General features: G+C 45.9%; 22 protein-coding genes. 9 read left to right on the top strand and 13 right to left on the bottom strand.

Annotation, left to right across the window (positions count from 1 at the left end; all coding sequences use genetic code 11):
- Nucleotides 1-12: 12 nt before the first annotated feature.
- The gene (locus J4227_05910) at nt 13-546 is read right to left on the bottom strand and encodes an SET domain-containing protein-lysine N-methyltransferase (protein MBS3110035.1); all 534 of its coding nucleotides are present in this window, start codon (nt 544-546) and stop codon (nt 13-15) included.
- Nucleotides 547-671: 125 nt separating this feature from the next.
- On the opposite strand from J4227_05910, the gene J4227_05905 reads away from it, so the two are divergent.
- The gene (locus J4227_05905) at nt 672-1,877 is read left to right on the top strand and encodes a hypothetical protein (protein ID MBS3110034.1); all 1,206 of its coding nucleotides are present in this window, start codon (nt 672-674) and stop codon (nt 1,875-1,877) included.
- Between the two features lie 106 nt (nt 1,878-1,983).
- Here J4227_05905 and J4227_05900 read toward each other — a convergent pair whose 3' ends face one another.
- From J4227_05900 to J4227_05885, 4 genes are all read right to left on the bottom strand, one after another.
- A complete protein-coding gene (locus tag J4227_05900; protein MBS3110033.1) occupies nt 1,984-2,310 on the bottom strand; it encodes a DsrE family protein in 327 nt (108 codons plus the stop codon).
- Between the two features lie 4 nt (nt 2,311-2,314).
- Complete coding sequence (locus J4227_05895) at nt 2,315-2,710, bottom strand: DUF302 domain-containing protein (GenBank protein MBS3110032.1); 396 nt, start codon at nt 2,708-2,710, stop codon at nt 2,315-2,317.
- A gap of 3 nt (nt 2,711-2,713) precedes the next feature.
- Nucleotides 2,714-2,929 carry an SHOCT domain-containing protein gene (locus J4227_05890; GenBank protein MBS3110031.1) on the bottom strand — a complete coding sequence of 72 codons (216 nt, stop codon included), beginning with the start codon at nt 2,927-2,929 and terminating at the stop codon, nt 2,714-2,716.
- 113 nt (nt 2,930-3,042) lie between these two features.
- Nucleotides 3,043-3,342 (bottom strand): winged helix-turn-helix transcriptional regulator, encoded by a 300-nt coding sequence (locus J4227_05885; GenBank protein ID MBS3110030.1) that lies wholly within the window; start codon nt 3,340-3,342, stop codon nt 3,043-3,045.
- A gap of 158 nt (nt 3,343-3,500) precedes the next feature.
- On the opposite strand from J4227_05885, the gene J4227_05880 reads away from it, so the two are divergent.
- Together J4227_05880 and J4227_05875 are read left to right on the top strand one after the other, a co-directional pair.
- On the top strand, nt 3,501-4,442 hold the full coding sequence (locus J4227_05880) for an NAD-dependent epimerase/dehydratase family protein (protein ID MBS3110029.1): 942 nt from the start codon (nt 3,501-3,503) through the stop codon (nt 4,440-4,442).
- A gap of 1 nt (nt 4,443) precedes the next feature.
- Nucleotides 4,444-5,694, top strand: coding sequence for an aminotransferase class I/II-fold pyridoxal phosphate-dependent enzyme (locus J4227_05875; protein ID MBS3110028.1), 1,251 nt, complete (start codon nt 4,444-4,446; stop codon nt 5,692-5,694).
- Between the two features lie 51 nt (nt 5,695-5,745).
- Here J4227_05875 and alaS read toward each other — a convergent pair whose 3' ends face one another.
- Nucleotides 5,746-8,259 (bottom strand): alanine--tRNA ligase, encoded by a 2,514-nt coding sequence (gene alaS, locus J4227_05870; GenBank protein MBS3110027.1) that lies wholly within the window; start codon nt 8,257-8,259, stop codon nt 5,746-5,748.
- Nucleotides 8,260-8,329: 70 nt separating this feature from the next.
- Between alaS and J4227_05865 the strand changes: the two genes are divergently transcribed.
- A complete protein-coding gene (locus J4227_05865) occupies nt 8,330-8,776 on the top strand; it encodes an NUDIX domain-containing protein (GenBank protein ID MBS3110026.1) in 447 nt (148 codons plus the stop codon).
- Between the two features lie 61 nt (nt 8,777-8,837).
- Here J4227_05865 and J4227_05860 read toward each other — a convergent pair whose 3' ends face one another.
- The 3 genes from J4227_05860 to J4227_05850 all read right to left on the bottom strand — a co-directional run bounded on the left by J4227_05860 (nt 8,838) and on the right by J4227_05850 (nt 10,708).
- Nucleotides 8,838-9,251, bottom strand: a complete 414-nt coding sequence (locus J4227_05860) for a hypothetical protein (protein MBS3110025.1) — start codon at nt 9,249-9,251, stop codon at nt 8,838-8,840.
- Nucleotides 9,252-9,314: 63 nt separating this feature from the next.
- Nucleotides 9,315-9,989, bottom strand: a complete 675-nt coding sequence (locus J4227_05855; protein MBS3110024.1) for an endonuclease V — start codon at nt 9,987-9,989, stop codon at nt 9,315-9,317.
- A 182-nt stretch (nt 9,990-10,171) separates the two neighbouring features.
- Entirely contained in the window at nt 10,172-10,708 is a 537-nt protein-coding gene (locus J4227_05850; GenBank protein ID MBS3110023.1) for an HDIG domain-containing protein, read from the bottom strand.
- 112 nt (nt 10,709-10,820) lie between these two features.
- On the opposite strand from J4227_05850, the gene J4227_05845 reads away from it, so the two are divergent.
- Nucleotides 10,821-12,587, top strand: a complete 1,767-nt coding sequence (locus J4227_05845; GenBank protein MBS3110022.1) for a M3 family oligoendopeptidase — start codon at nt 10,821-10,823, stop codon at nt 12,585-12,587.
- Between the two features lie 7 nt (nt 12,588-12,594).
- Here J4227_05845 and J4227_05840 read toward each other — a convergent pair whose 3' ends face one another.
- From J4227_05840 to J4227_05825, 4 genes are all read right to left on the bottom strand, one after another.
- On the bottom strand, nt 12,595-13,239 hold the full coding sequence (locus J4227_05840; protein ID MBS3110021.1) for an NAD(P)-binding domain-containing protein: 645 nt from the start codon (nt 13,237-13,239) through the stop codon (nt 12,595-12,597).
- A 285-nt stretch (nt 13,240-13,524) separates the two neighbouring features.
- On the bottom strand, nt 13,525-14,289 hold the full coding sequence (gene dph5 / locus J4227_05835) for a diphthine synthase (GenBank protein ID MBS3110020.1): 765 nt from the start codon (nt 14,287-14,289) through the stop codon (nt 13,525-13,527).
- A 55-nt stretch (nt 14,290-14,344) separates the two neighbouring features.
- Complete coding sequence (locus tag J4227_05830; GenBank protein ID MBS3110019.1) at nt 14,345-17,518, bottom strand: isoleucine--tRNA ligase; 3,174 nt, start codon at nt 17,516-17,518, stop codon at nt 14,345-14,347.
- Nucleotides 17,519-17,757: 239 nt separating this feature from the next.
- The gene (locus J4227_05825; GenBank protein MBS3110018.1) at nt 17,758-17,901 is read right to left on the bottom strand and encodes a hypothetical protein; all 144 of its coding nucleotides are present in this window, start codon (nt 17,899-17,901) and stop codon (nt 17,758-17,760) included.
- Between the two features lie 331 nt (nt 17,902-18,232).
- Here J4227_05825 and J4227_05820 point away from each other — a divergent pair, with 331 nt between their 5' ends.
- The 4 genes from J4227_05820 (at nt 18,233) to J4227_05805 (ending at nt 20,949) form a co-directional block, all read left to right on the top strand.
- A complete protein-coding gene (locus J4227_05820; protein MBS3110017.1) occupies nt 18,233-18,385 on the top strand; it encodes a hypothetical protein in 153 nt (50 codons plus the stop codon).
- Nucleotides 18,386-18,453: 68 nt separating this feature from the next.
- Nucleotides 18,454-18,963, top strand: a complete 510-nt coding sequence (locus J4227_05815; protein MBS3110016.1) for an NYN domain-containing protein — start codon at nt 18,454-18,456, stop codon at nt 18,961-18,963.
- 219 nt (nt 18,964-19,182) lie between these two features.
- Nucleotides 19,183-20,067, top strand: coding sequence for a hypothetical protein (locus J4227_05810; protein ID MBS3110015.1), 885 nt, complete (start codon nt 19,183-19,185; stop codon nt 20,065-20,067).
- A 204-nt stretch (nt 20,068-20,271) separates the two neighbouring features.
- A complete protein-coding gene (locus J4227_05805) occupies nt 20,272-20,949 on the top strand; it encodes a hypothetical protein (protein MBS3110014.1) in 678 nt (225 codons plus the stop codon).
- The last annotated feature ends 114 nt before the right edge of the window (nt 20,950-21,063 follow it).

Below are 21,063 nucleotides of genomic sequence, written 5' to 3'. Positions count from 1 at the left end.
AATGAAAGGCTATTAGTTTCTTATTTCAACCATAATGCCAGATTCCCGAGCTTCATGCTTCAATCCTTTTTCATTCTTCAGGATATGCCAGTGCTCCTGCCCAAGAATATAGCCAACGCAATTGGGTGAATTGCAGCGGCAGGGATGGTCCTGGTAGTCTTCCTCATCAAACCCATAATTATAAGTAAGCTCCTCGCCGGCTTTTATTTCCTTGTTGGCAACAATGTATATCTTGTTGTCATCGAACATTATGTTGCAATTGGGCTCGCAGGAGTGGTTTATGTACTTGGCCAGGTTGCCGGGCACATCCCCGTCGATATCCCACTCATCGTTAAGCTCAAATATGTATGTGCTCCCAATATCATGCCTGGTCTTGGCCAGCGCTTCAGTGGCATCGGAGCGCCTTGTGCCCTCTTCTTTGCTTATCTTTTCACCTATATATTCTATGACCTTTGTTCCCGGAGTTATTTCAGCCTTGGCAAATACGCCCATATTATGGATTGATGACTGCTTCAAAATTGCATGCTCGTTTTCCAAATGTTCCATTTATCATTCACCCGTCTGACATATAACATGATTACACATGTAAAACAAGGGAGTATGGCAATAGCAGCCATTTAAAAAGCTTTATCTTCGCAAATCTTTTTAATGTTATAGCTGTATAGCTCTTCATGGCTTTATCCTGTAAGCATAAACAATACGAAGCGCTTGGCTTTTGCCCTATTTGCGAGCACAGCCTTGCCATGAAGCAGGTAAAAACAAAACTGACAAAGCAGGAACTCTTTGGGTCTGCACCGACGGTGTTTGTGGGAAGGTTCGGCTACCCCAACCTCAATGTTGGCATCATGGCGCCGCCGGAAATAAGCGAGGAAGCATGGAAGCTCGACGCGCCGAGGTACTGGGGCCAGCACAACTTTTCTATCCCCCAAATGATAAACATCAGGAGCGAGCTAATTAACTCAAGATTCTCGGTAAATATCAAAGGCAAGAGCAAGTTTCTTGACATAAGCAAGGAAGTCGCAATGGCGTCAAAACCAGCCGAGGTTGAAATAAAGCTGGACAAGCAGCCGAGCTTCAGGATGTCATTCCACGATTTTTCAGCGCCATCCGGGCCGAAAGCACAGGTTGAGAATGCAAAGCTGACTTCAAACATCTCAGTTGACAGGAAAGTCGACTATGTCGTTTCTGACACGGATTTCAAGGCAAATTCTGCAATCAATTATCTATACGGGCACGGGTATGACGAATCAGTTATAACAAGGCTGTTGTCAATTGGCAATCTTGGTGTAAAGGCAGACAGAAAGCTCGTCCCCACAAGATGGAGCATTACAGCAGCAGATGACAGCATTGGCAGGCAGCTGGCCAGGAAAGTAAAGGATTATCAGCAGGCCGGGTACCTTGCATATTTTGGCGGCTATCTTGGGAACTACTACCTTGTCATGCTCTTCCCTGAAGTGTGGAGCTACGAACTGTTTGAAGCTGCTGTGCCAAGGCCTGGAGGAAAATTAAATTACGCAACAGACCATGAGTTTTATGCCGGCAGGAAGGACTATGCCAGCAACACAGTGGGGGGATATTACGCGGCACGGCTCGCAATCCTGGAAAAGCTTGCCGGAATCAGGAAACAGGCAAGCATACTCTGTTTAAGGTTCATAACAGGTGAGTATGCAGTTCCGCTTGGCGTCTGGGTGGTAAGGGAGGCCTCAAGAAAGGCCATGGAAAGCAAGCCAATTGAATTTTCAAGCAGGCAGCTGATGGTGGATTATGCGCAGCAATTCATAAAGAACAAATTCGGCTGCGATATCAAACAAATGCTGAAAGAGAGCAAACTGCTGAGGAAAATCAGCGTGCAGAGGAAGCTGAAGGAGTTTGCCTGAGAAATACCTTGGGATCTTTCGAGAGGTCAAAACTTCGGTTAAGCCTGATGTTAAATCCAATTCGAAAACCAACATTTTTTTTAATGAAGGCAGAGTTGCCGCATCTCTAACCAAATGTCACAATCTTATCAGACTCTTCAACTAACTTTAACAAATCTTCCATTGCGGAAATGGGGCATATACTGCTTTCTTCTTTTCCCCTTATCTTCAAGCAAGTCCCACAAGCAAGAATAACGCCGCTATTTTTTACGAATTTCCTAATTGAGCCATCAAGCAGAGGAAATTTTGCATCTTTTACACTTTCAACCTCAACCCCCTTCCCAAGGAGAAATACCCTCACTGAATGATTTTTGCCAATAGCCTCATTTCCAAACCGAAAGCAATTCCAGCTGGTTTCTGCATCATTTGTGTTTAAAATTATGCCTATTTTCATGGTTTTACCTCGCGTTATCAACCATCTCAATCACATCCTTTTCAACTTGCTCGGCTTCCTTCCTGTCTACTTCTGAAAAGAATTGAGAAATCATGGTCGGTTTCATCCCGGCTATCTTTACTTTTTCATTTTCCTCCAGAACATTGATTTTGCATGGCATGCACAGGGAGATTAACCTATTTTTGTTTAGGAACTGATTTGCATATTTGCCTGAGCAGATTTCGATTATTTTTAGCGGCTTTTGGCTAAACCCCTTAGCAGCCAGCCTTTCCTTGACATCATAAACCTGAAATAATGCCCAGCCTTTTTGCTCAACAGCCTTTAAAACGGAAACAACGGCATCATCAAAACTTTTTTTTGTTTCAACAATGTATGCGAAATCATCAGTTTTCATTGTCATGCCTCACTTCAGTTCCTTTTTCATTTCCACATATTGCTTTTTTGATATTTCTCCGGAAGCATATCTTTTTTTAAGTATGATTGATGGGTCTTCCTCTTTCTTGCTTGGCTGACCTCCGTTGATAAGGGCAACAACAAGCCAAATTGACACTCCCCAGAAAATCAACATAAAGGGGAATCCGAATCCCATTCCAAAGCCCATCATGCCGTAGCCTCCCATCCAAAAACTGCCGAACACGAAGAGCAATGCTACAGCTGCAAGCGCCCAGGCCCAAGCATTTTTGTTTTCTTCCATAAGCATTACACCACCGCATCCCTTTTCATGGGTTTGCCTTACAGCATCCTGCTTCTCAATCTTTCCCTTAACACTTCCCTGATTATATCAAAAGCTTTGATGATTTTTGGATTCGTAAGCCTGTAATAGATGTTTTTTCCTTTTCTGTCCGAAATGGCAATCCCTTTTGATTTCATAATGGATAAATGCTGGGAAATATTAGCCTGGCTCAATTTTGTTTTCTTAATGAGCTCTGTCACTGACATTTCCTTGTCGCTCAAAAGATTCAATATTTCCAATCTTGTGGGGTTTGAGAATACCTTGCACATCTCCGCATGAATCTTGTATATCTCATTCATAATATCATATTAGAATATCCTAATATTTAAATACTTTTTGGTGTTTTTTAGCTTTGGTGGTGGCAACTGGAATTTAGGGCAGGGGTTCTGCCTACTGCTCACAATCTCAAAATCACAATCTTCTTAAATGGCAACTTATTCTTTTCAGGCGAAGCAATATGGATAAAATACTCGTGACAGGCGCATTTGGCCAGATTGGTTCTGACTTGATTCCGGAACTGCAGAAAAAGCATGGCAGGGACAATGTCATTTGCCTTGCCCACAAGAACGTCCCTGAAGATTTTCATGGGATTGTCGAGCATGGCGATGTTAGAAAAAAAGAGGAAATCCAGTCATTGATTGCCAAGCATAAAATAACTCAAATCTATCATCTTGCTGGCATGATCTCTGCAGTCGGCGAAAAAAACCCACAATTGGCCTGGGACATAAACATGAATGGCCTCAAGACAATCCTTGACATATGTGTTGAGAATAAACTTAAGCTGTTCTGGCCGAGCTCAATTGCGATTTTTGGCCCGACAACGCCGAAAGACAACACGCCGCAAAGAACTGTCGCCGAGCCGACCACAATTTATGGCGTTGCCAAATATGCAGGGGAACTCCTCTGCCAATATTATCACCTCAAATTCAATCTTGATGTCAGAAGCCTGAGATATCCTGGTATCATCAGCTGGAAGGCAGAGCCGGGCGGAGGGACAACTGACTATGCAGTCGCATTCTATTATGATGCCCTGTTAAAAGGCCACTACACCTGCTTTGTGAGGGAAGATACAGTGCTTCCCATGATGTATATGGACGATGCAATCAGGGCAACATTGATGCTGATGGACGCGCCGGCTGAAAAAATAAAGGTCAGGACAAGCTACAACCTTGCGGCAATAAGCTTTTCAGCCAAGGAGCAGGAAGAAGACATCAGAAAGCACATTCCGGGATTCAGGGCAGATTATGCGCCGGACAGCAGGCAGAAAATTGCTGATTCATGGCCGAGAATCATCGATGATTCTGAGGCAAGGAAGGATTGGGGATGGAAGCATGAATTCACCCTCCCAAAAATGACTGAAGTGATGCTTAAGCATCTCAAAGCGAAATTAAGGAAGTGACATGATGGGCAAGGAAAAATTTTACGAACTGTTAAGGGTGGAAATTGCCAGGATTGATGAAGTGCAGACAGACAAAAGGCACGAGAAAATAATCAGCGGCTTCAGGAACGGCAGGGCAGTAATAAATGGGAAAGAATACCTTATATTCAATTCCAATGATTACCTTGGCCTGCGGCATAATGCAAAGATCAAGCGTGCAGAGGAAGAGGCCTCGAAAACATACGGCGCGGGCCCGGGTGCAGTAAGGTTTATTTCAGGGACAATGCAAATCCACCGCGACCTTGAGAAGGCGCTGGCAAAATTCCATGGAAGGGAAGAAGGCATGATATTCTCATCTGCATTTGCAGCGAACATGGCAGTGCTGCACTGCATCATAAAGGGGCAGAGCCGTGATTCTGTTGTGCACCCGGACACGCTTGTAATCTCTGACGAGCTGAACCACAGGAGCATAATTGATGGAATAAGGGTGGCCGGGCTTGACAAAGACCATAAGATGATATTCAGGCATATGGACCTGGAAGATTTGGACAAAGTGCTCTCAGAAAATAAGGGCAAGTTCAAGCGCGTCCTCATTGTGACCGACGGTATTTTCAGCATGCTGGGCGAGCACCAGGACATTGGAAAAATGCAGGAAATCTGCGACAAGCACGATAATGATTATGAGGAAGGAATCATCACGGTTGTTGATGACAGCCATGGAGTTGCAGGATTTGGAAAAACAGGAAGAGGGTGCGAAGAGGCGTCAAACGGGAAATGCGACTTACTGGTCGGGACGCTTGGCAAGGGATTTGGGGCTGACGGCGGCTATGTTGTCGGCGACAAGACAATGGTTGACTATCTGCGGGAGTCATCCGCAACTTACATCTACTCAAACCCGTTTTCACCTGGCACGGCAGGCGCTTCATTGGCTTCTGTCAATCTTGTTGACAGCGCAGAGGGCCACAGGCTTTTGCATAACCTTAACTCAAACATCTCTTATTTTAAGGAAAAGGCAACCAAGCTCGGCTTCAAATTTGCCTGTGACTCTTCACACCCAATACAGCCTTTGCTGATTGGCGACACAGCCAAAACAAAGGCGCTGACCAAGGCATTATTCGAGGCCGGCATCCTTGTGACAAACATAAATTTTCCAGTTGTCCCGAAAGGCAGGGATGAGATAAGGGTGCAAATCAGCGCTGCTCATTCAAGGGAAGAGCTCGATGCATTCATAGAAAAGATGGCAACAGCAGGGAAGAAATTAGGAATCATATAATCCCTTGCACATTTTGCACGGCATTTTTCTCATGGACATTTTTCCATGACATTATTTCTTCTTTGCCTCAATCTCATCAAGGAATCTCCTGATTGTTTTTGGAACATGCTCCGGCTGTGTCCTGAGGATTTCAGCTGCCCTTGCCAAAACATCTCCCCCGAATTCCTCAGTTGAAGTCAGGTCAAATCCAACCTGCTTTCCCTTTTTGACAATTTCCTTCCACTTGGAGAAGAGTTCCTCTGCTCTCCCAGGCACCTGATTTTCATTGCATCCAAGCAGCTTGGCAGCCTCTTCAATCGTATCACCTGATCTGCCCTTTGCATGCTGGGCAGCCTTGCCTGCTGTAAATGTAAGGCGCACTATTCCGTCCTGAATTTTTGTCGACTTAAGGATTTTTATCTCGCCAACTTCATTTGTATGGTCAAGGTGGGTTCCGCCGCATGCTTCAACATCAACCCCTTCAATATTCACGATTCTCAGGCTCTTGCCCGGCACTACACCTCCCTGGTAAATGTTCACGCCGTATTTTTTTTCCGCCTCATTCCTTGGCATAAAGCTTTTGTCAACTTTTATATCTGCCATGACAATCCTGTTAGCCTCGTCCTCTATTTTTTTCAATGTTGCATCATCTATGCTTTCGTAATGCGTTATGTCAAGTGTTGCCTTTTCCAAGGTTTTCTTTGCGCTTGCCTGGTTGATGTGGTTTCCAAGCACCCTGCGCGCCGCGGCATTGACTATATGGGTTGAAGTGTGGTGGTGAGCAAGCTGCATCCTCCTTTCCCTATCTATTGACCCATGGACAATCATCCCCTCTTCCAGCCCGTGATGCTCATTTTCCATCTGGTGCACAATTATGCTGCCCTGCTTGAACACTTCTGTCACTTCATGACCATCAATTTTCCCAAGGTCATGTATCTGGCCGCCAGAAGTCGGATAAAATGCGGTCTGGTCGAGAATGACATGCTTCCCAATGACCTTGACAACCTTTCCCTGGAAATTCAAGAGCTTGTAATCATCAAAATACAATGCCCGGGTGTCTGGCGCATCATCCAGTGGAAGCTTCTCTTCCTTGTATGTCGCAGTAGCCTGCATGCTCTTTTCGTGCAGCTCTCCAACCTTTTTGTAGAAATCTTCAGGCACTTCCACTTTTTTTCCAAGCTTTTTTGCAGCAATCCTTATTGTTTCCGGCGAAATCCCCTGGCTGTCATACAATTGCACAAGCTTTTCATTGCTGATTTCGCCATGCTTAAGCAGGCTGGAAACTATCTGGCCGGTCTTTTCCCTGGTGGCAATATATTTTTTCCTTTCAACTTCAAGTATCTGCGTAACTTCATTCAGGTTCTTGGAAACTTCCGGAAATATCGGCTTCAGGTATGCAGCATGCATTTTGCACAATTCGGGGAGGTCAATATCCCAATTGTACTGGTCAATGAATGACAGCGCCCTCCTGAGAATCACGCGCAGATTGTATCCGCCGCCAACATTGCTTGGCAGTGCGCCGTCGTTCAATGCAAACAGCAAGCTTCTGCTGTGGTCCGCAATGGAATAAATGGCTGCCAGCGGAAGAACTTCATTTTTCAATGCCTGTACATCAGTGCCGACTTTTCCAGCCACAAATTGCCAGGTCTTGTCAATGCTCTCCACTTCGTCTATATTGAGGTAGGATGAGTAAGGCAGGAATTTTCTGAGAATGTCACGGTTTGGCGTGATGCCTGTTCTCTTGTACAGGAATTCGCACACAGTCGGGAATGTTGTTTCATAGCTTGTGCTCTTAGCCTGGGTAAACCATGCATTCCTTTCCTGCCCCATGCCCATATCAAGCACTTTCAGGCTCAGTTCCTTGTATCCTACTGGGCCTGGCGTTTGCTCATAGGACATGTAAACCTGGTTGCCAAGCTCAAGGCCACGGCTGAAAAATTCCATGCAAGGCCCGAAATTGCCGCCGCCTGCCCATGCATCCTCATGAAAAGTAATTTCATGGTTCGGCAGCCCTATCCCCTCCTTGAGCCAGCTTTGTATGTCCCTGAAATATTTTGGCTGGTCATAATCCTTGGGTGGCACAAAAGCATGCTGGCCTATCATCACGAACCCGGTGTTATGCGACCCGGTTATTCCCACATTGTCAATGTCGTTAAATCTCAGGCAGAACTGCGGGACAACCAATGGGTTTGCGGGCGGCTCAACTTCACCTGAAACGACATAAGGCTGGAAGTCATAGATGCTTGCCTGCACAAAATCAGTATCCTCCCTCCATCTGGCCACAACAGGATAGCGCTCAATCGGAGTGTAGCCCAATTTCCTGAAATGCCTGGCAAATTCCTGCCAAATTTCAATGTATGTCAGCCTTTTCTTTGCAGGCGGGCTGTCAAAGAAGCGAAAGCCTCCCGAGCACGCAGGATCGCCGCAGACCTTGCTTTCGGTTGTCGACCAGAAAAACCTGCTGCAATTGCCGCACCTTGCCCTTTTGAACCCCTCTGCTGCCAATACACCTGTGGCATAATATTTATCTGGCTCCCTGCTCGCCTTTTCCTTGAAAATTTTCTTTATGTCCCTGTCCGGAATCATTATTTATCGAGGATACAGATTTGATTGAGCTATAAAAAGGTTTTTATAAGCAGAATGAAGCCAATGCAAAATGGTCGCAACAGATGCCACATTGTCAGAATCATCAGCCGGTTTTGTGATATTCCGGAATGAAGGGAATCACAGGCTGTACCTGCTCCTGCACCACTCTGTAGGCCACTGGGATTATGCAAAAGGACATATAGAGCCGGGCGAAAACGAAGAGCAGGCTGCAAGGAGAGAGGCAAAGGAGGAAACAGGCATCACTGACCTCAGGATACTGGAGGGATTCAAGGAGAAAATAACCTACCATTTCAAGAGGGCTGGCAAATTCATAACCAAGAGCGTTGTTTTTTATGCAGCGGAAACAGCGCAGGACAGGATAATCCTGTCTTCGGAGCACACTGCATTCAAATGGCTTGCGTATCCGGCGGCAATTAAGCAGATAACCTATGACAGCAGCAAGGAACTTCTAGGCAAGGCAGAAATAATCGGAACTTTGTTCCTAACGAATAAGTGATTTGCTTATTAGGAAATAACCTTGCACTCATTTCAAAACATACGAAAATTAAGGTTATTTCCTATAGCTCATTCTGCTTTTTCAGCCGTGCCTTCATCCTCTTTTCAGCCTGCCTTTTTCTCCGCATCCTTTCAACATCCTGCACAAATTTGTCCACATGCGGCTTCACATGCTTTTCCACATGCCTTCCAACATGGTGGTGTATGGTCTGCCCAACCTTCTTCTGCATTTTCCTGCGCAGTGCCTGGTAGGTTTCCTTGCCCAGCAGCAAGACTCCAATTATGCCAAGAAACCAGCTGAAAATATAGGCAACAACAGCAGAGATGTAATACAAAGGGTGAATGTGGAAGGAATTAGGGTCCCTGACAAGCTGCAGGAATGGGATCTTGCTGACAAAACCGATGGCAAAATTAAGAATGATGAGGATAATGCCAATCTCGACTTTTTGCCTCTCGCTAAGTTTTCTGAGATCCATGACGGAGCCCTTGTTTCCGGATTATAAAAATTATTCCATGCACTCCCTGTCAATTCTGCCCTTTCAGGCCGGGCTGGGTGCAACGCCCTTGACAGCATCCTCGGCGTCTTTGAGCTCCTTCTTGACCCTGTTTGCAAGCTTGTGCGCAAGATGAACCGGTTCGGGAAGCTTGTGAGGGGGGATAATCAGTTTCTTGGCCAGGTCTATGGCGCTTGCCAGGCCTATCTTATGGCCGGGCGATATGAATATTGGATTGGCATGTTCCTTGGTGACCAGCCTGTAGCCTCTAACCTCCTTGTCTATTATCACCCTTTCGCCATCAACCTCGCCGCTCAGGAGGTTTTTGGCCACTCCTATTGTGACAGCATCAAGAAGTATGCCGAGGTGGCTTGCCAGGCCCAGGCGCCTTGGGTGCAGGATGCCATTGCCATCTATGATAATCATGTCGGGCCTTTGCTCCAGCATCCTGTAGGCCTCAACCATTGCAGGCAATTCCCTATAGCTCAAAAACCCGGGTATGTAAGGGAAATTGACTTCCATCACTGAATACTTGGCCTCAATCTCCTTAAGGGATTTCCTGTCAATCACAACAGCTGCAGAAATTATGCGGTTATTGCTGGTGTAAGTCTGGTCAATGCCGCCAATGGTTTTAATGTCCTCATTCTCAAAAGTGTCGTGCGTAATGACTTTCTTGGCCAGCTTGTCCTGCTCGGCCCTGAGCTTCTCCAGGTTAATCATCCACAATGGGTATTCAATGTGCTATATAAATATTTTATTGGAAATTTCGACAGAAACTTCCGGGGGTTTAATACCACGACATTCATGTCGAAATTTCCAATTCCGAAAATCACACGATAAAATATCCCTGCCTTTAGGCAGGGGAATAGTGCGATTTTCGTTATTTTTAATTCTTTATATGGCTATCTTGCCATCATTTTGTGAACCATTTCATGGAATTTCCTGACCCGTTCGCCATATTCAGGGCCAATTTCCATGGAAAACCTCTGTTCAACCATCTTTTCTGTGCCTTCAACATTGCCAATTGCAAGGTTGTCAGCATAAGCCACTATCTTCTCCTCAGGGCTTAGAGGCACATAGTCCTTTTTTGGCAGGGGCAGTTTTTGCACTTCAATATCCGATGCCGTCAGCCCGATTCCAACGTGGCGCTCGCAAATCAGCGCAACTTCCTCATCCACTCCCTCATTTCTCAGGATGTCTGCCCCGGCAAGGCCGTGCCTGACCCCATTATCCCTGCCTGGCGGAGGGTATACAAACCTCCCAATATCGTGAAGCAATGCGCCCATCTTCACAAGCTCTATGTCAACACCCTTGATTTGCCTCGCAACCCTCTCTGCAATCTCCCTGACCTTTTGGCAGTGGCCATAGACTATTTTGAAAGTTTTTTCATCAGGGGCATACTTTTCAAGAAGCGCGATTGCCTGTTTTTCGGTTATCATGGATAAAAGATATTGACAATCCTATTTCAATTTTACTTATTGTGGTCGGTCAGCCAGTCCGGGCCTGTCAACATTCAAAAGATTTAATTACCTGTGCTTTTCACGATTGTGCATGAAAGAAAGGCATGCAGTCTGGGCCTTAGGCGACCTCTTTGATGACAAAAACTTCAAGGCATCGCTGGGCAAGATCAGGAAGCTTGTTGCAGGATATGAAAAATACAAGCCAAGGCTCAGCAATTCCACCAGGCCAGGCCTTGTCCTGGAAGTCATAAAAAAAGAGGAGGAAATTGACCTCTTGTTCTCGCGAATGAATGCATTCTACAGCCTGAAATTTGCCACCAACACCTCAGACTCGGATTCCCTGGCAAAGCTGTCTTCCATTGGCCAGCTCGGGACAGACATCAGCAATAAAATGCGCTTCTTCAACTTATGGATCAAGGGGCTTGACAAAAAAACTGCCAAAAGGATTTTGCAGAGCCCAATTCTCAGGGACTACAGGCATGCTTTGGAGCTCACACGAAAGACTGCGCCATTTACAAAATCAGCAGAAGTTGAAGAGGCAATCGCCTTGAAATCCGCCACGGGCTCGTCGGCTTTTTCAGACATATATGACATTCTCACAAGCAGCTACAAATATGATTTCAATGGAAAAAAAGGGCTGAGCCAGGAGGAGGTCGTGAGCCATTACACTTCCAGTGTGCCAAAACTGCGGGAGTCAGCTTACAGGACAGTGCTTGCCAAATATGATGAGAACTCAACCGCCCTCTCTGAAATATACAGGATGATTGCATTGGACTGGCACAATGAGGGCATTAGGATTAGGGGGTACAAATCAGCGCTTGACATCCGAAATATGTCCAATGACATTGAAGCGCCTGCAGTGAATGCATTGCTCAAGGTTGTCAGGAAAAATTCCGGGCTCTTCCAGGAATACTTCAAGCTAAAATACTCAATGGCCAGGAAGCAGGGAGGAAAATACCAATTTTCACGATTCCATCTCTATGCACCACACAAGACAAAGGAAAAAGACAGCTTTCCCTATGAAGCAAGCAAAAAAATTGTCCTGGACACCTATAATAAATTCGACAGGAGATTTTACCAGGCCGCATCACGGATTTTCCAGGCAAGCCATGTGCATTCACATCCCTGCCCAAATAAGCGCGGCGGCGCATTTTGCTGGGGGCCGAGCAATACAATTTTGCCATACATCATGCTTAACCACACGGACAAGCTCAGGGATGTTTTCACAATGATGCATGAATTTGGGCACGGAATCCATGATGTGCTTGCTATGAAGCAAAACTATGCCAATTACCATACCTCGCTTCCAATGGCGGAAACCGCGTCAATCTTCGGCGAAATGGTTTTGGCATCAAGGCTATTGGACGAAGCAAAGGACCCTGAAGTAAAGAAGGCCATCCTCATCAAGCTGCTGGACCAGCAATATGCGTCAATCACGCGCCAGGCTTATTTTGTCATTTTCGAGCAATTTGCGCACGGCAAGATACGGGACGGGCTGCGAAAGGAGGAACTGGACGCATATTACCTCAGCCTTCTCAAGGAGCAGTTCGGCAGCATGCAACTGCCTGGCATTTTCAGGAATGAGTGGAGATACATACCTCACATCTACCACACTCCATTCTATTGCTATGCCTATGCATGGGGCAATCTGATGGTGCTGGCCCTTTACAGCATGTACAAGAAGCAAGGCAAAAGCTTCATTGACAAATACGCAAGCCTGCTCGCAGATGGAGGCTCAAAATCAGCTGCTGGCATGCTTAAGCCATTTGGCATAAATCCTGAGGATGAGAAATTCTGGCAAAGCGGGTTTGACATTATAAAAGAAGAGATTACCGAGCTCCGGAAGCTTTTCGGCTAAACCTTACTTATTTCTTAAGCAGCTTGAAGGCGTGGCTCCAACTGTTGTTCAGGAACCCCGGTATGCACCACAAAATGCAAAGCGGCTCTATTGCACGCGCTGCTTCAGCCTTGCCCATGTCTTCAACTTCAAAGCCAAATTTGTCAAGTATTTTATGGACCTCTTTTTTTGCTGCTTCATCATTGCCACAGATGAACATTGATGGCTTTGCCCCATTAAAATCCGGATTAACCATGAACGCGTTCCCGATGCTGTTGAATGCCTTGACAAACCTGGCTTTCGGGTAATTAGCCTGCAATTGCTCCATCAGTGAATTGTCAAGGGTTGTAAAGAATTTAAGCACACCGTTTTCCGGCGGCGCATCCGCAATCGGGTTGGTAACATCTATAATGGCCTTGCCATTGAGATTTTTTGCTTCGGCAGACTTCAGGACATCTTTGGCGGCCTTGCCTTTCACTGCGAGCACAATGATATCCCCAAAAGAAGCTGATTCTGCTATGCTTCCTATATTCGCATTGCCTCCTTCTTTTTCCTTCCAGTCCTTAAGCTTTTCAGGATTGCCTGTTCCAACCATCACATCATAACCATGCTTAATAAAACCGCTGGCCAATGTCTGGCCAACAATGCCTGAGCCCAAAACGCCGATTTTCATTTTTCCCCTCCGCTTTTTTATCTGATTTCAATGATTTCCAGATTTAAAAAGCTATCGCATCAAATGGCTTTGCCCGAAAACCCGCCTTTCGGCTCGGTTTGGGCATCTGCTCAGCATTTCAGCTCCTCGCGAATTGCATTTTTCTCCTCTGCAACCCCGAAAAATGCTTAATCTCTCCGGGGATGGGCTTCGCAAAATTGATGCCCAAACTCACTTTTCGGGCAAGGCTGCATCAAATGAAGTTGAAATTTTAATATGCCAACAATATATTGTAGCGCTGAGAATCTAAACTTGGAATTTCATTAATATCTCTTCTTCCATAAAATGCAGGTCGCCTGGCACGACAAGGCAGTGCATTGGCTTTCCAAAATCGATTTTAAGCAAATCCTTTGCATTGCCATAAATTATTTGCTGGCCTTTGCTTCCAATCCTTGCACAGCCAACAACTTTGGTCTGCTCTGTGAAAACCTTTTCATTCCTTTTAAGCTCAATCTTCAGCAGCTGCTTTATGCCCTCATTTACCGTTATGAACATATTTTTCTCAGGCCTTAGGTCCAGGAGGACAAGTGTATGGCTGCCGTTTTTCCTGTTTTGCATAATAATATCATAAGCTGTCTCCGGCTCAAAGCTTTTTTGCGGGAATGGCATGCTGGTTGTCTTTCCAAACTTGTACAGCTGCAAGCCTGTCGCAGCAATCGCATTCATTACAGAGGCATTATGGATAACTTCCGTCTTTATGCTTCTTGATTTTGCCCTCTCTAGAATGTCCATGTGTGTGGTCGCTGCAAGCGGGTCGCCGACAACAAGCAGGGCCGTGTCTGCCTTTTCAGCATCCTCAAGGATAGTTACATCTGCCTGTTTTTCAACCATATCCCTGGGGGCAACTATTATTTTCCTGCCATAAAACTCTTCAAGCCTTGAAACAGGGCAGCTGAGCACTGCAGTGTATGACTCCAGGTAAACCTTGCGGCATTTTTTCACTGCTTCCAGGCCTTTGACAGAAATGTCTTTTTCATCAGACAAGCCAAGGCCAATCAAGTAAAGTGCCATATCACGCAGGACAGCTGCATGGTTTATAAAACTATTTCATGCAAGCATAAACCACTCAAGCCCTGTCAAAAGAAATCTCAAACTCCTTGTCCTTTACCTTATACACTTCCTTGTTCGTGTAATCTTGCGCAGCCTCAGTTGCGGAAAATTCAAATATTCCCGCGCCAACCTTTTCCTTAATAGCATCCCTCCATGCTGACAGGATGTCCAGATCAGCCTTGCCGCATTTAATGAAAAGCCTGATGCTGTGCTGTTTCTGCAGTCCTGCATTCTTTCTCATTTGCTGAATCCTTCTCATGATTTCCCTGGCAAACCCTTCTGCTTCAAGCTCCTTTGTCTGCTCTGTATTCAGATAAACATAGCTGGATTTGTATTCGCTTTCCACATAAGGCTGGTCAACTGCCCTCCTGAAAATCAGGCAGTCCTTGGGCACAGGCAAGAGCTCATTATCCACTTTGGCTTCAATTATTTTTTCCTCTTCAATCAATTTTGATATCATTTCGGGGTTCATGACAGCAAGCGATGCTATAACTTTTGGGGCAACCCCTCCATACCTTGCGCCTATTTTTCCAACATCCAGCTCCATCTTCACCTTGACCTTGTCAAAAGATTTTGTATAGCCGACTTTCCTGATGTTGCACTGGCTTTTTAGCAGGGAATTGAGGTTTTTCAGGGCGCTGATTACACTTTCATTGCCTGTCTGCACTATCACTTCCTTCAGCGGCCACCTCACGCCGAGCCTTGCCTTTTCCCTGGCTGACAGAGTCGCCTGTATTATTCCCTGCACAATCTCCATCTCCTCCTCAAGCTTTGTGTCAATCATGTTATCGTCATGGCCAGGCCATTGGAACAGATGGATGCTTTCTTTTTGCCCCCCACCCGGCTGCACATCTTTCATATTCTGGTAAACTGACTCGGAAATGAAGGGCGCAACAGTGGCAAACATCTTGATGCATTCCATCAAAACGTGATTTACCGTTGACAAGACTGCCTCTTTTTCTGCTTCACTGCCGAGGCTGGATTTTTCCCTCACCAGCTGTATATAGGCCCTTGAAAGCTCAAGAAAGACACCCTCTATTTTCTGAGGCACAAGATTCAGATGGTATTTGTCATAAAGAAGCGTTGTTTCCCTTATCCCTGAATTGAGCTTTGACAAAATGTACTTTTCCTCAATGGAAAAGCGGCCTTTAACCTCGTCGATCCTCCTAAGCTTTGCCTGCTTTGACAAATCGAGCACAAAGTTCTGCAGGTTCCACAGGACTTCAAGGTTCCTTCTCTTTAACTTGACATCATCAAAATTATAATTCAGGTCATAGCCCGGGTTTGCGCCGCCTGCTGTGTAATACCTGAAGGCATCTGCGCCGTACTTGTCAATAACCTCATATGGCGATATGACATTTCCCTGGCTTTTGGACATTTTCCTGCCTGCTGCGTCATTGACAAATCCGTGCATGTAAACAGATTTGAAGCTTGGCCTGTTCATGCTGACCATTGACGCGACCAGCAAAAGGTTGAACCAGCCCCGAATCTGGTCTTTTCCCTCAAGAATGAAATCAGCCGGGAAAAGCCTGTTGAAATCATCAACATTGCCGGGATACCTGAGGCAATTCCATGAGGTTGTGCCCGCATCGACCCATACATCCGCTATGTCCGGTATCCTGGTCTTGGTTCCCCCGCACTTGCATTTGTACTGGACTTCATCAATCCAGGGCTTGTGCAGGTCTTTTGGAATTGCTTCGCTCCCCGCAAGTTTCGCAAGCTCAGCAACGCTGCCTATGACATCTATGCTGTCGCATTTGCCGCATGCCCAAATTGGAATCGGGGTTCCCCAATACCTTTGCCTTGTTATGCCATTGTCCCTTAGATTATCCAGCCATGAATCGAATTGCCTGCTTCCAGCCCATTCAGGAACCCAGTTGATTTTCCTGTTTTCCTTTTTCATCTGCTCTTTCAGGTCTTCAACCTTGAAGAACCACTGCTTTGTTGTCCTGAATATCACCGGGCTTTGGCAGCGCCAGCAATGGGCATATTCGTGCTGCACTTTTGTCGAGGCAATAATCGCCCCTCTCTTTTCAAGCTCTTCTGTGAATTTCCTGTCGTCCTTTTTGCAGACCATGCCTGACAGGCTGCCCATGCCTTCCGGATATTTGCCGTATTCATCCACTGGATTATATGCCGGTATGCCATTCCTCCTCCCGATTTCAAAATCTTCGGGGCCGCAGCCAGGTGCCATGTGAACAAGGCCTGTCCCCGCTGACAAGTCCACGAATTCCTCGCTAAGCACCACAGTATGCACCTTCGGGCTTTCTTTTTTGATGCCCGCATAGTCAATCAAATCAGAAAAAGGGTGCACATATTCACATCCATTCAGCTTTTCGCCCCTGAACTCCTCAATGATCTCATATTCCCTGCCGACAACCCCTCCCATAAATACCCCGGCAAGGCCTTTGGCAACAATCCAGGCCTCTGTTTTTCCATCGTCCGCTTTAACTTTTATTTTCAGGTATTCAAAATCAGGGTGCACCATCACCCCGAGGTTGAACGCAATTGTCCATGGTGTTGTGGTCCAGACTATGAGGTATTCATCCTTTTTTCCCTTGACCTGGAATTTTACAAAAATAGAATCATCTTCAACATTTTCATATTCCAGCTCGTGCTTGGCAAGGCTTGTCGCGCAGTGGCTGCACCAATGCATTGATTTCAGCCCCTGGTAAAGCCTCTTGTTTTCATGAGCCTTTTTGATAAGCCACCATTCCCCCTCAATGAACTCGGATGTTATGGACATGTAAGGGTCTTCGAAATCCATCCAGACGCCAAGGCGCCTGAAATCCTCGTTCATGATTTTCAGGTTGCTGAGCGCAAATTCCCTGCATTGCTCTACAAATTTTGCCACGCCATACCCGGGAATCTCTTCCTTGAACTTGATGCCGACTTTTTCCTCAACCTTGAGCTCAACCGGAAGGCCGTGCATGTCATAGCCTGCCCTGTCCCATACATCAAACCCTTTCATGCGCTTGTACCTGAGGACCATATCCTTAAGGGGCTTGTTCCAGGCAGTGCCAAGGTGTATTTTTCCGGAGGTGTAAGGCGGGCCGTCCAGGAAATAGAACTTTTGCTTTCCTTTCCCGGCTGACTTGGCTTTCTGGTATATTTTTTTCTCTTCCCAAAACTTCAGCATTTCCGGCTCAAGCTTAATCGGGTCATATTTTTGAGGCTTGTCTTCTGCCATTTTCGTTATTTTCTATGTCATAAATCCATGCTTTTCCTTGGCGGGAATTATCCTTCTGATTCCTAGCGAGCATCACAAGAAAGGCCGGGCTAGCCTGCCTCCTAGATAATGATGACAGAAATCTGGAGCTGGATTAAATCCGCTGACATACACCAGCTAAATCCATGCCATGTATATAAAGATTTTGCATGGGCATGCCTGTGCAGGAACACAATCGGTATGGAATCTCACCTGGCACCTTAGAGAAGTATGCCGCAAGCCAGGCACTTGTGCCCTTTTACTGTGTCATCATAAATGGTCGTGACTCCATAATCTATTTTTGCCTTGCATCCGGGGCAATGCGGCTCCAGGTATTCCGGTGCTCCAAAGAAGTTTAGTTCCATGTTTATCTCCTTCTTAATCTCAAAAGATCAAGTACAATTCGGCCCTTCAAGGTTTATATATTTTATGTATATGCTTTATATTCTTTTTTCTTAACTTCACTCCCTCAGAGACCCCATTCTCAAGCTTTGCCTGAAAACTCGCCTTTCGGCTCGGTTTGGGCATCCGCTCAGCATTGCAACTTCTCATGCATTGCATTTTTCTCCTCTGCAACCCCGAAAAATGCTTAACCCCTCCGGGGATGGGCTTCGCAAAATTGATGCCCAAACTAACTTTTCGGGCAAAGCCCTATTCTCAGAAACGTTTAAATACGGCAAAGCTTAAATAACTCGCATGGATCCTTACGAGGAGCTTAGGAGGAATTTTGAAAGCATCTCGCCAATCAAGAAATGCCCGAAATGCAGCCGGCTGACTCTTGAGTTTGACGCAAGAAGCAATTCCATCATCTGCACAAGCTGCGGATTTGAAAAAAGCCTGCCTAAATAAGTGAAAATAAGTGATAATCTGAAAAAGAGATAATCTGAAAAAAGAGAGACAACAAAAGTGGTGATAAAATGAGTGACAGCACATCGCAGCACAAGGAACAAAGGGTCGGCGTATTTGTCGACGTACAAAATCTATACTATTCTGCAAGGCACCTGTACAATGCCAAGGTGAATTTCAAGGAAATACTGAAGACAGCTGTTGCAGGCCGAAGGCTTGTCAGGGCGTTTGCCTATGTAATCAAGGCAGATGTCAAGGATGAGTCCAATTTTTTTGAATTGCTGAAAAAATTTGGCTATGAAGTCAGGGCCAAGGACCTGCAGACTTTTGTCGGCGGAGCAAAGAAAGGCGACTGGGATATCGGCATAGCCATGGACACAATTGAGCTGGCCACAAAGCTGGATGTCGTGGTGCTGGTTAGCGGGGACGGCGATTTCGTGCCCCTGGTCAGGCACCTACAGCGTGCAATGGGCTGCAGGGTCGAGGTAATTGCCTTCGGCAAAAGCTCGTCAGCAAAACTGATTGAGGAAGCGGACAAGTACACAGACTTGGATATCAACCCAAAAAGGCACCTGATCTGATTGCACCTGATTGCACCTGATCTGGTTGCTTTAATGTTTTATTTTCCACTGCATATAGTTTTCCACAGCACATGGTTGTCATGACCGCGAATCGCAGTCCGCAGAAAAATATTTATAAGATATAGCATGCAAGTATAAAGCATAGCATGCCAATGTAAAAAAGCCCATTGTTTTGGCAAAGGGTCATATTTTGGGAGAGGAACCTAAAAAGGGGATAAAATGGAAGACATTGCCGCATACATGAAGCGCGAACTTGTGAAATACATCAAGCAGGAGCGCGAAAGAGGAGTGCCTCCTGAAAAGATACGCAAGGCACTGACAGATGCCGGGCATCACCACAACCTTGTCGAGGAAGCCATTGATTCACTGCACCGCCACAAATGGGATGTCATCAAGGCAATGGATGAGCCCTATAAAGGGCCTGTGCAGAAGGAATTATTCTTTGATGTCCTCAACAGCCTGGTCAGGTATATTGAATACAGCATTTCCCAGGGCAAGTCAATCCATGAAATCGAGGCCATCCTGCTGGAATACGGGCATTCCCAGGACGCAATCAACACTGCCATGGAAACAGTAATGCTGAGGAGGGAGCCAATCAGCGAGACTGCAGAATCCGGCAACGGCTTAATCACAGTGAGAGGCATGGTTATTGGGATAAGCGTGCTTGCGTTTGTTGTCCTGCTCTTTATTCTTTCAGCCACAACAGCTACTTCCTTGTTCAGGGTTTTCCTGGGGCTTACGCCCACTATCCTGACGCTTGTTGTATCCATCAGCATGGTTGAGAGGCTGCATGTAAAATCCTTCCTGGCTGTGCTTCCATTTGCTTTTGTCATGATATTTGTTTTTGTAGGCGCATTTGGCGGATTCCCGATATTTGAAGGCATGGATATCAAGACCTTGGCAGTGATTAACCTGCTTATCAGCCTGTTCTATGTCGGCATTATCATCGGGGCTGATTCTATAGAGGCGGCTGAAGCGTTTGATTCAGGCAAGGCAGAGCCGAAGCAAAGCAAGGGCAAGGAAGAAGAAGGGGAAGTGCCGTCAGAGCCCGAGATTACGATTGAAGATGTGGCCGCTGGCAAAGTTAAAGAGTCATATTACTGACATCATAATGCTTTACACCACATTACTAATATCATATTGCTGGCAGCAAACGCATGGCCCGGCAGGAAGACCAAAAGCCATGGCCTGATTGCTTTATAACCCAGAATAATAAAATTTATATATGAGCACATATCCTTTTTATCATTGCATAATAATTAAAAATAGGTATGCAGAAGGCGTTATACCTAAATTGAGGCGAGACAAATGAGCAGCGGACATGGGCACGGTGCACATAAAAATCCATCAGCAGAGATCAAGGAAGATATCCAGGAATTGGCTAGGCATGAAAGGGGTTATGATTCTCTTGTAAAGCGGGCCATTAAGGACGCAACTGCACATGCCAGGCAGACAAACTATGGCGAGCCTATCCTGAACAGGGATGTGGCTAATACTATTGTTGACAATGTAGTAGCAGCAGTGCAGAAATACACTGTTGATAAGGTCTATGGCGGGGCGGGCGCAAAGAATGTTGAAAAAACTGCATGGAGGGCAACAGTCCCAAGAGAGAATCTCATGCAGGTCATGACCCAGTACCTGAATCAGCACGGGGAGTCAATCCTGACTGATGAGGTTGAAACAGAAGTGAGGGGCCTTATCAAAAAAACAGCAATGGATGACCACTTAAAGACTTGGAGCTCCAGCTTGAATAAATACAATGAACAGGAGATACTGGGAGCAGCCAAAGACTTCTATGCAAGCGATGAAGAGCTGAAGCCGCAAAGAAATACTTTCCAAAATGCCCCGACATTCGAGCAGAAGAAGCAAATCTTCTCATCTCATGTGCCGGACTATTTGCTTAGCAAGGAAAGAAGGAAGCATGCAGCTGGAATCATTGACGATGCGCATGCAGGAGGCGGGCAGCACTATCATAAGGCTGCATAAGCCTTTATTTTTTCTTCTTTTTCCCCCTCTTTTTTCAGCTTTCATCCTGTTTACCTTATTTTTCTCTGTAAGCTCACTTCATTATTTTTTTAATCATTATTTTGCAAATCTTCT

This window comes from Candidatus Woesearchaeota archaeon, from assembly GCA_018303405.1.
In the GTDB taxonomy this organism is placed as follows: domain Archaea; phylum Nanobdellota; class Nanobdellia; order Woesearchaeales; family JABMPP01; genus JAGVYD01.
This window is presented reverse-complemented; position numbering and strand designations above follow the sequence as displayed.

Coding starts and splice junctions, on each gene's coding strand:
- J4227_05910 (MBS3110035.1), bottom strand. CDS start 546: ATGGAACATTTGGAAAACGAGCATGCAATTTTGAAGCAGTCATCAATC.
- J4227_05905 (MBS3110034.1), top strand. CDS start 672: ATGGCTTTATCCTGTAAGCATAAACAATACGAAGCGCTTGGCTTTTGC.
- J4227_05900 (MBS3110033.1), bottom strand. CDS start 2,310: ATGAAAATAGGCATAATTTTAAACACAAATGATGCAGAAACCAGCTGG.
- J4227_05895 (MBS3110032.1), bottom strand. CDS start 2,710: ATGACAATGAAAACTGATGATTTCGCATACATTGTTGAAACAAAAAAA.
- J4227_05890 (MBS3110031.1), bottom strand. CDS start 2,929: ATGGGAGGCTACGGCATGATGGGCTTTGGAATGGGATTCGGATTCCCC.
- J4227_05885 (MBS3110030.1), bottom strand. CDS start 3,342: ATGAATGAGATATACAAGATTCATGCGGAGATGTGCAAGGTATTCTCA.
- J4227_05880 (MBS3110029.1), top strand. CDS start 3,501: ATGGATAAAATACTCGTGACAGGCGCATTTGGCCAGATTGGTTCTGAC.
- J4227_05875 (MBS3110028.1), top strand. CDS start 4,444: ATGATGGGCAAGGAAAAATTTTACGAACTGTTAAGGGTGGAAATTGCC.
- alaS (MBS3110027.1), bottom strand. CDS start 8,259: ATGATTCCGGACAGGGACATAAAGAAAATTTTCAAGGAAAAGGCGAGC.
- J4227_05865 (MBS3110026.1), top strand. CDS start 8,330: ATGGTCGCAACAGATGCCACATTGTCAGAATCATCAGCCGGTTTTGTG.
- J4227_05860 (MBS3110025.1), bottom strand. CDS start 9,251: ATGGATCTCAGAAAACTTAGCGAGAGGCAAAAAGTCGAGATTGGCATT.
- J4227_05855 (MBS3110024.1), bottom strand. CDS start 9,989: ATGATTAACCTGGAGAAGCTCAGGGCCGAGCAGGACAAGCTGGCCAAG.
- J4227_05850 (MBS3110023.1), bottom strand. CDS start 10,708: ATGATAACCGAAAAACAGGCAATCGCGCTTCTTGAAAAGTATGCCCCT.
- J4227_05845 (MBS3110022.1), top strand. CDS start 10,821: ATGAAAGAAAGGCATGCAGTCTGGGCCTTAGGCGACCTCTTTGATGAC.
- J4227_05840 (MBS3110021.1), bottom strand. CDS start 13,239: ATGAAAATCGGCGTTTTGGGCTCAGGCATTGTTGGCCAGACATTGGCC.
- dph5 (MBS3110020.1), bottom strand. CDS start 14,289: ATGGCACTTTACTTGATTGGCCTTGGCTTGTCTGATGAAAAAGACATT.
- J4227_05830 (MBS3110019.1), bottom strand. CDS start 17,518: ATGGCAGAAGACAAGCCTCAAAAATATGACCCGATTAAGCTTGAGCCG.
- J4227_05825 (MBS3110018.1), bottom strand. CDS start 17,901: ATGGAACTAAACTTCTTTGGAGCACCGGAATACCTGGAGCCGCATTGC.
- J4227_05820 (MBS3110017.1), top strand. CDS start 18,233: ATGGATCCTTACGAGGAGCTTAGGAGGAATTTTGAAAGCATCTCGCCA.
- J4227_05815 (MBS3110016.1), top strand. CDS start 18,454: ATGAGTGACAGCACATCGCAGCACAAGGAACAAAGGGTCGGCGTATTT.
- J4227_05810 (MBS3110015.1), top strand. CDS start 19,183: ATGGAAGACATTGCCGCATACATGAAGCGCGAACTTGTGAAATACATC.
- J4227_05805 (MBS3110014.1), top strand. CDS start 20,272: ATGAGCAGCGGACATGGGCACGGTGCACATAAAAATCCATCAGCAGAG.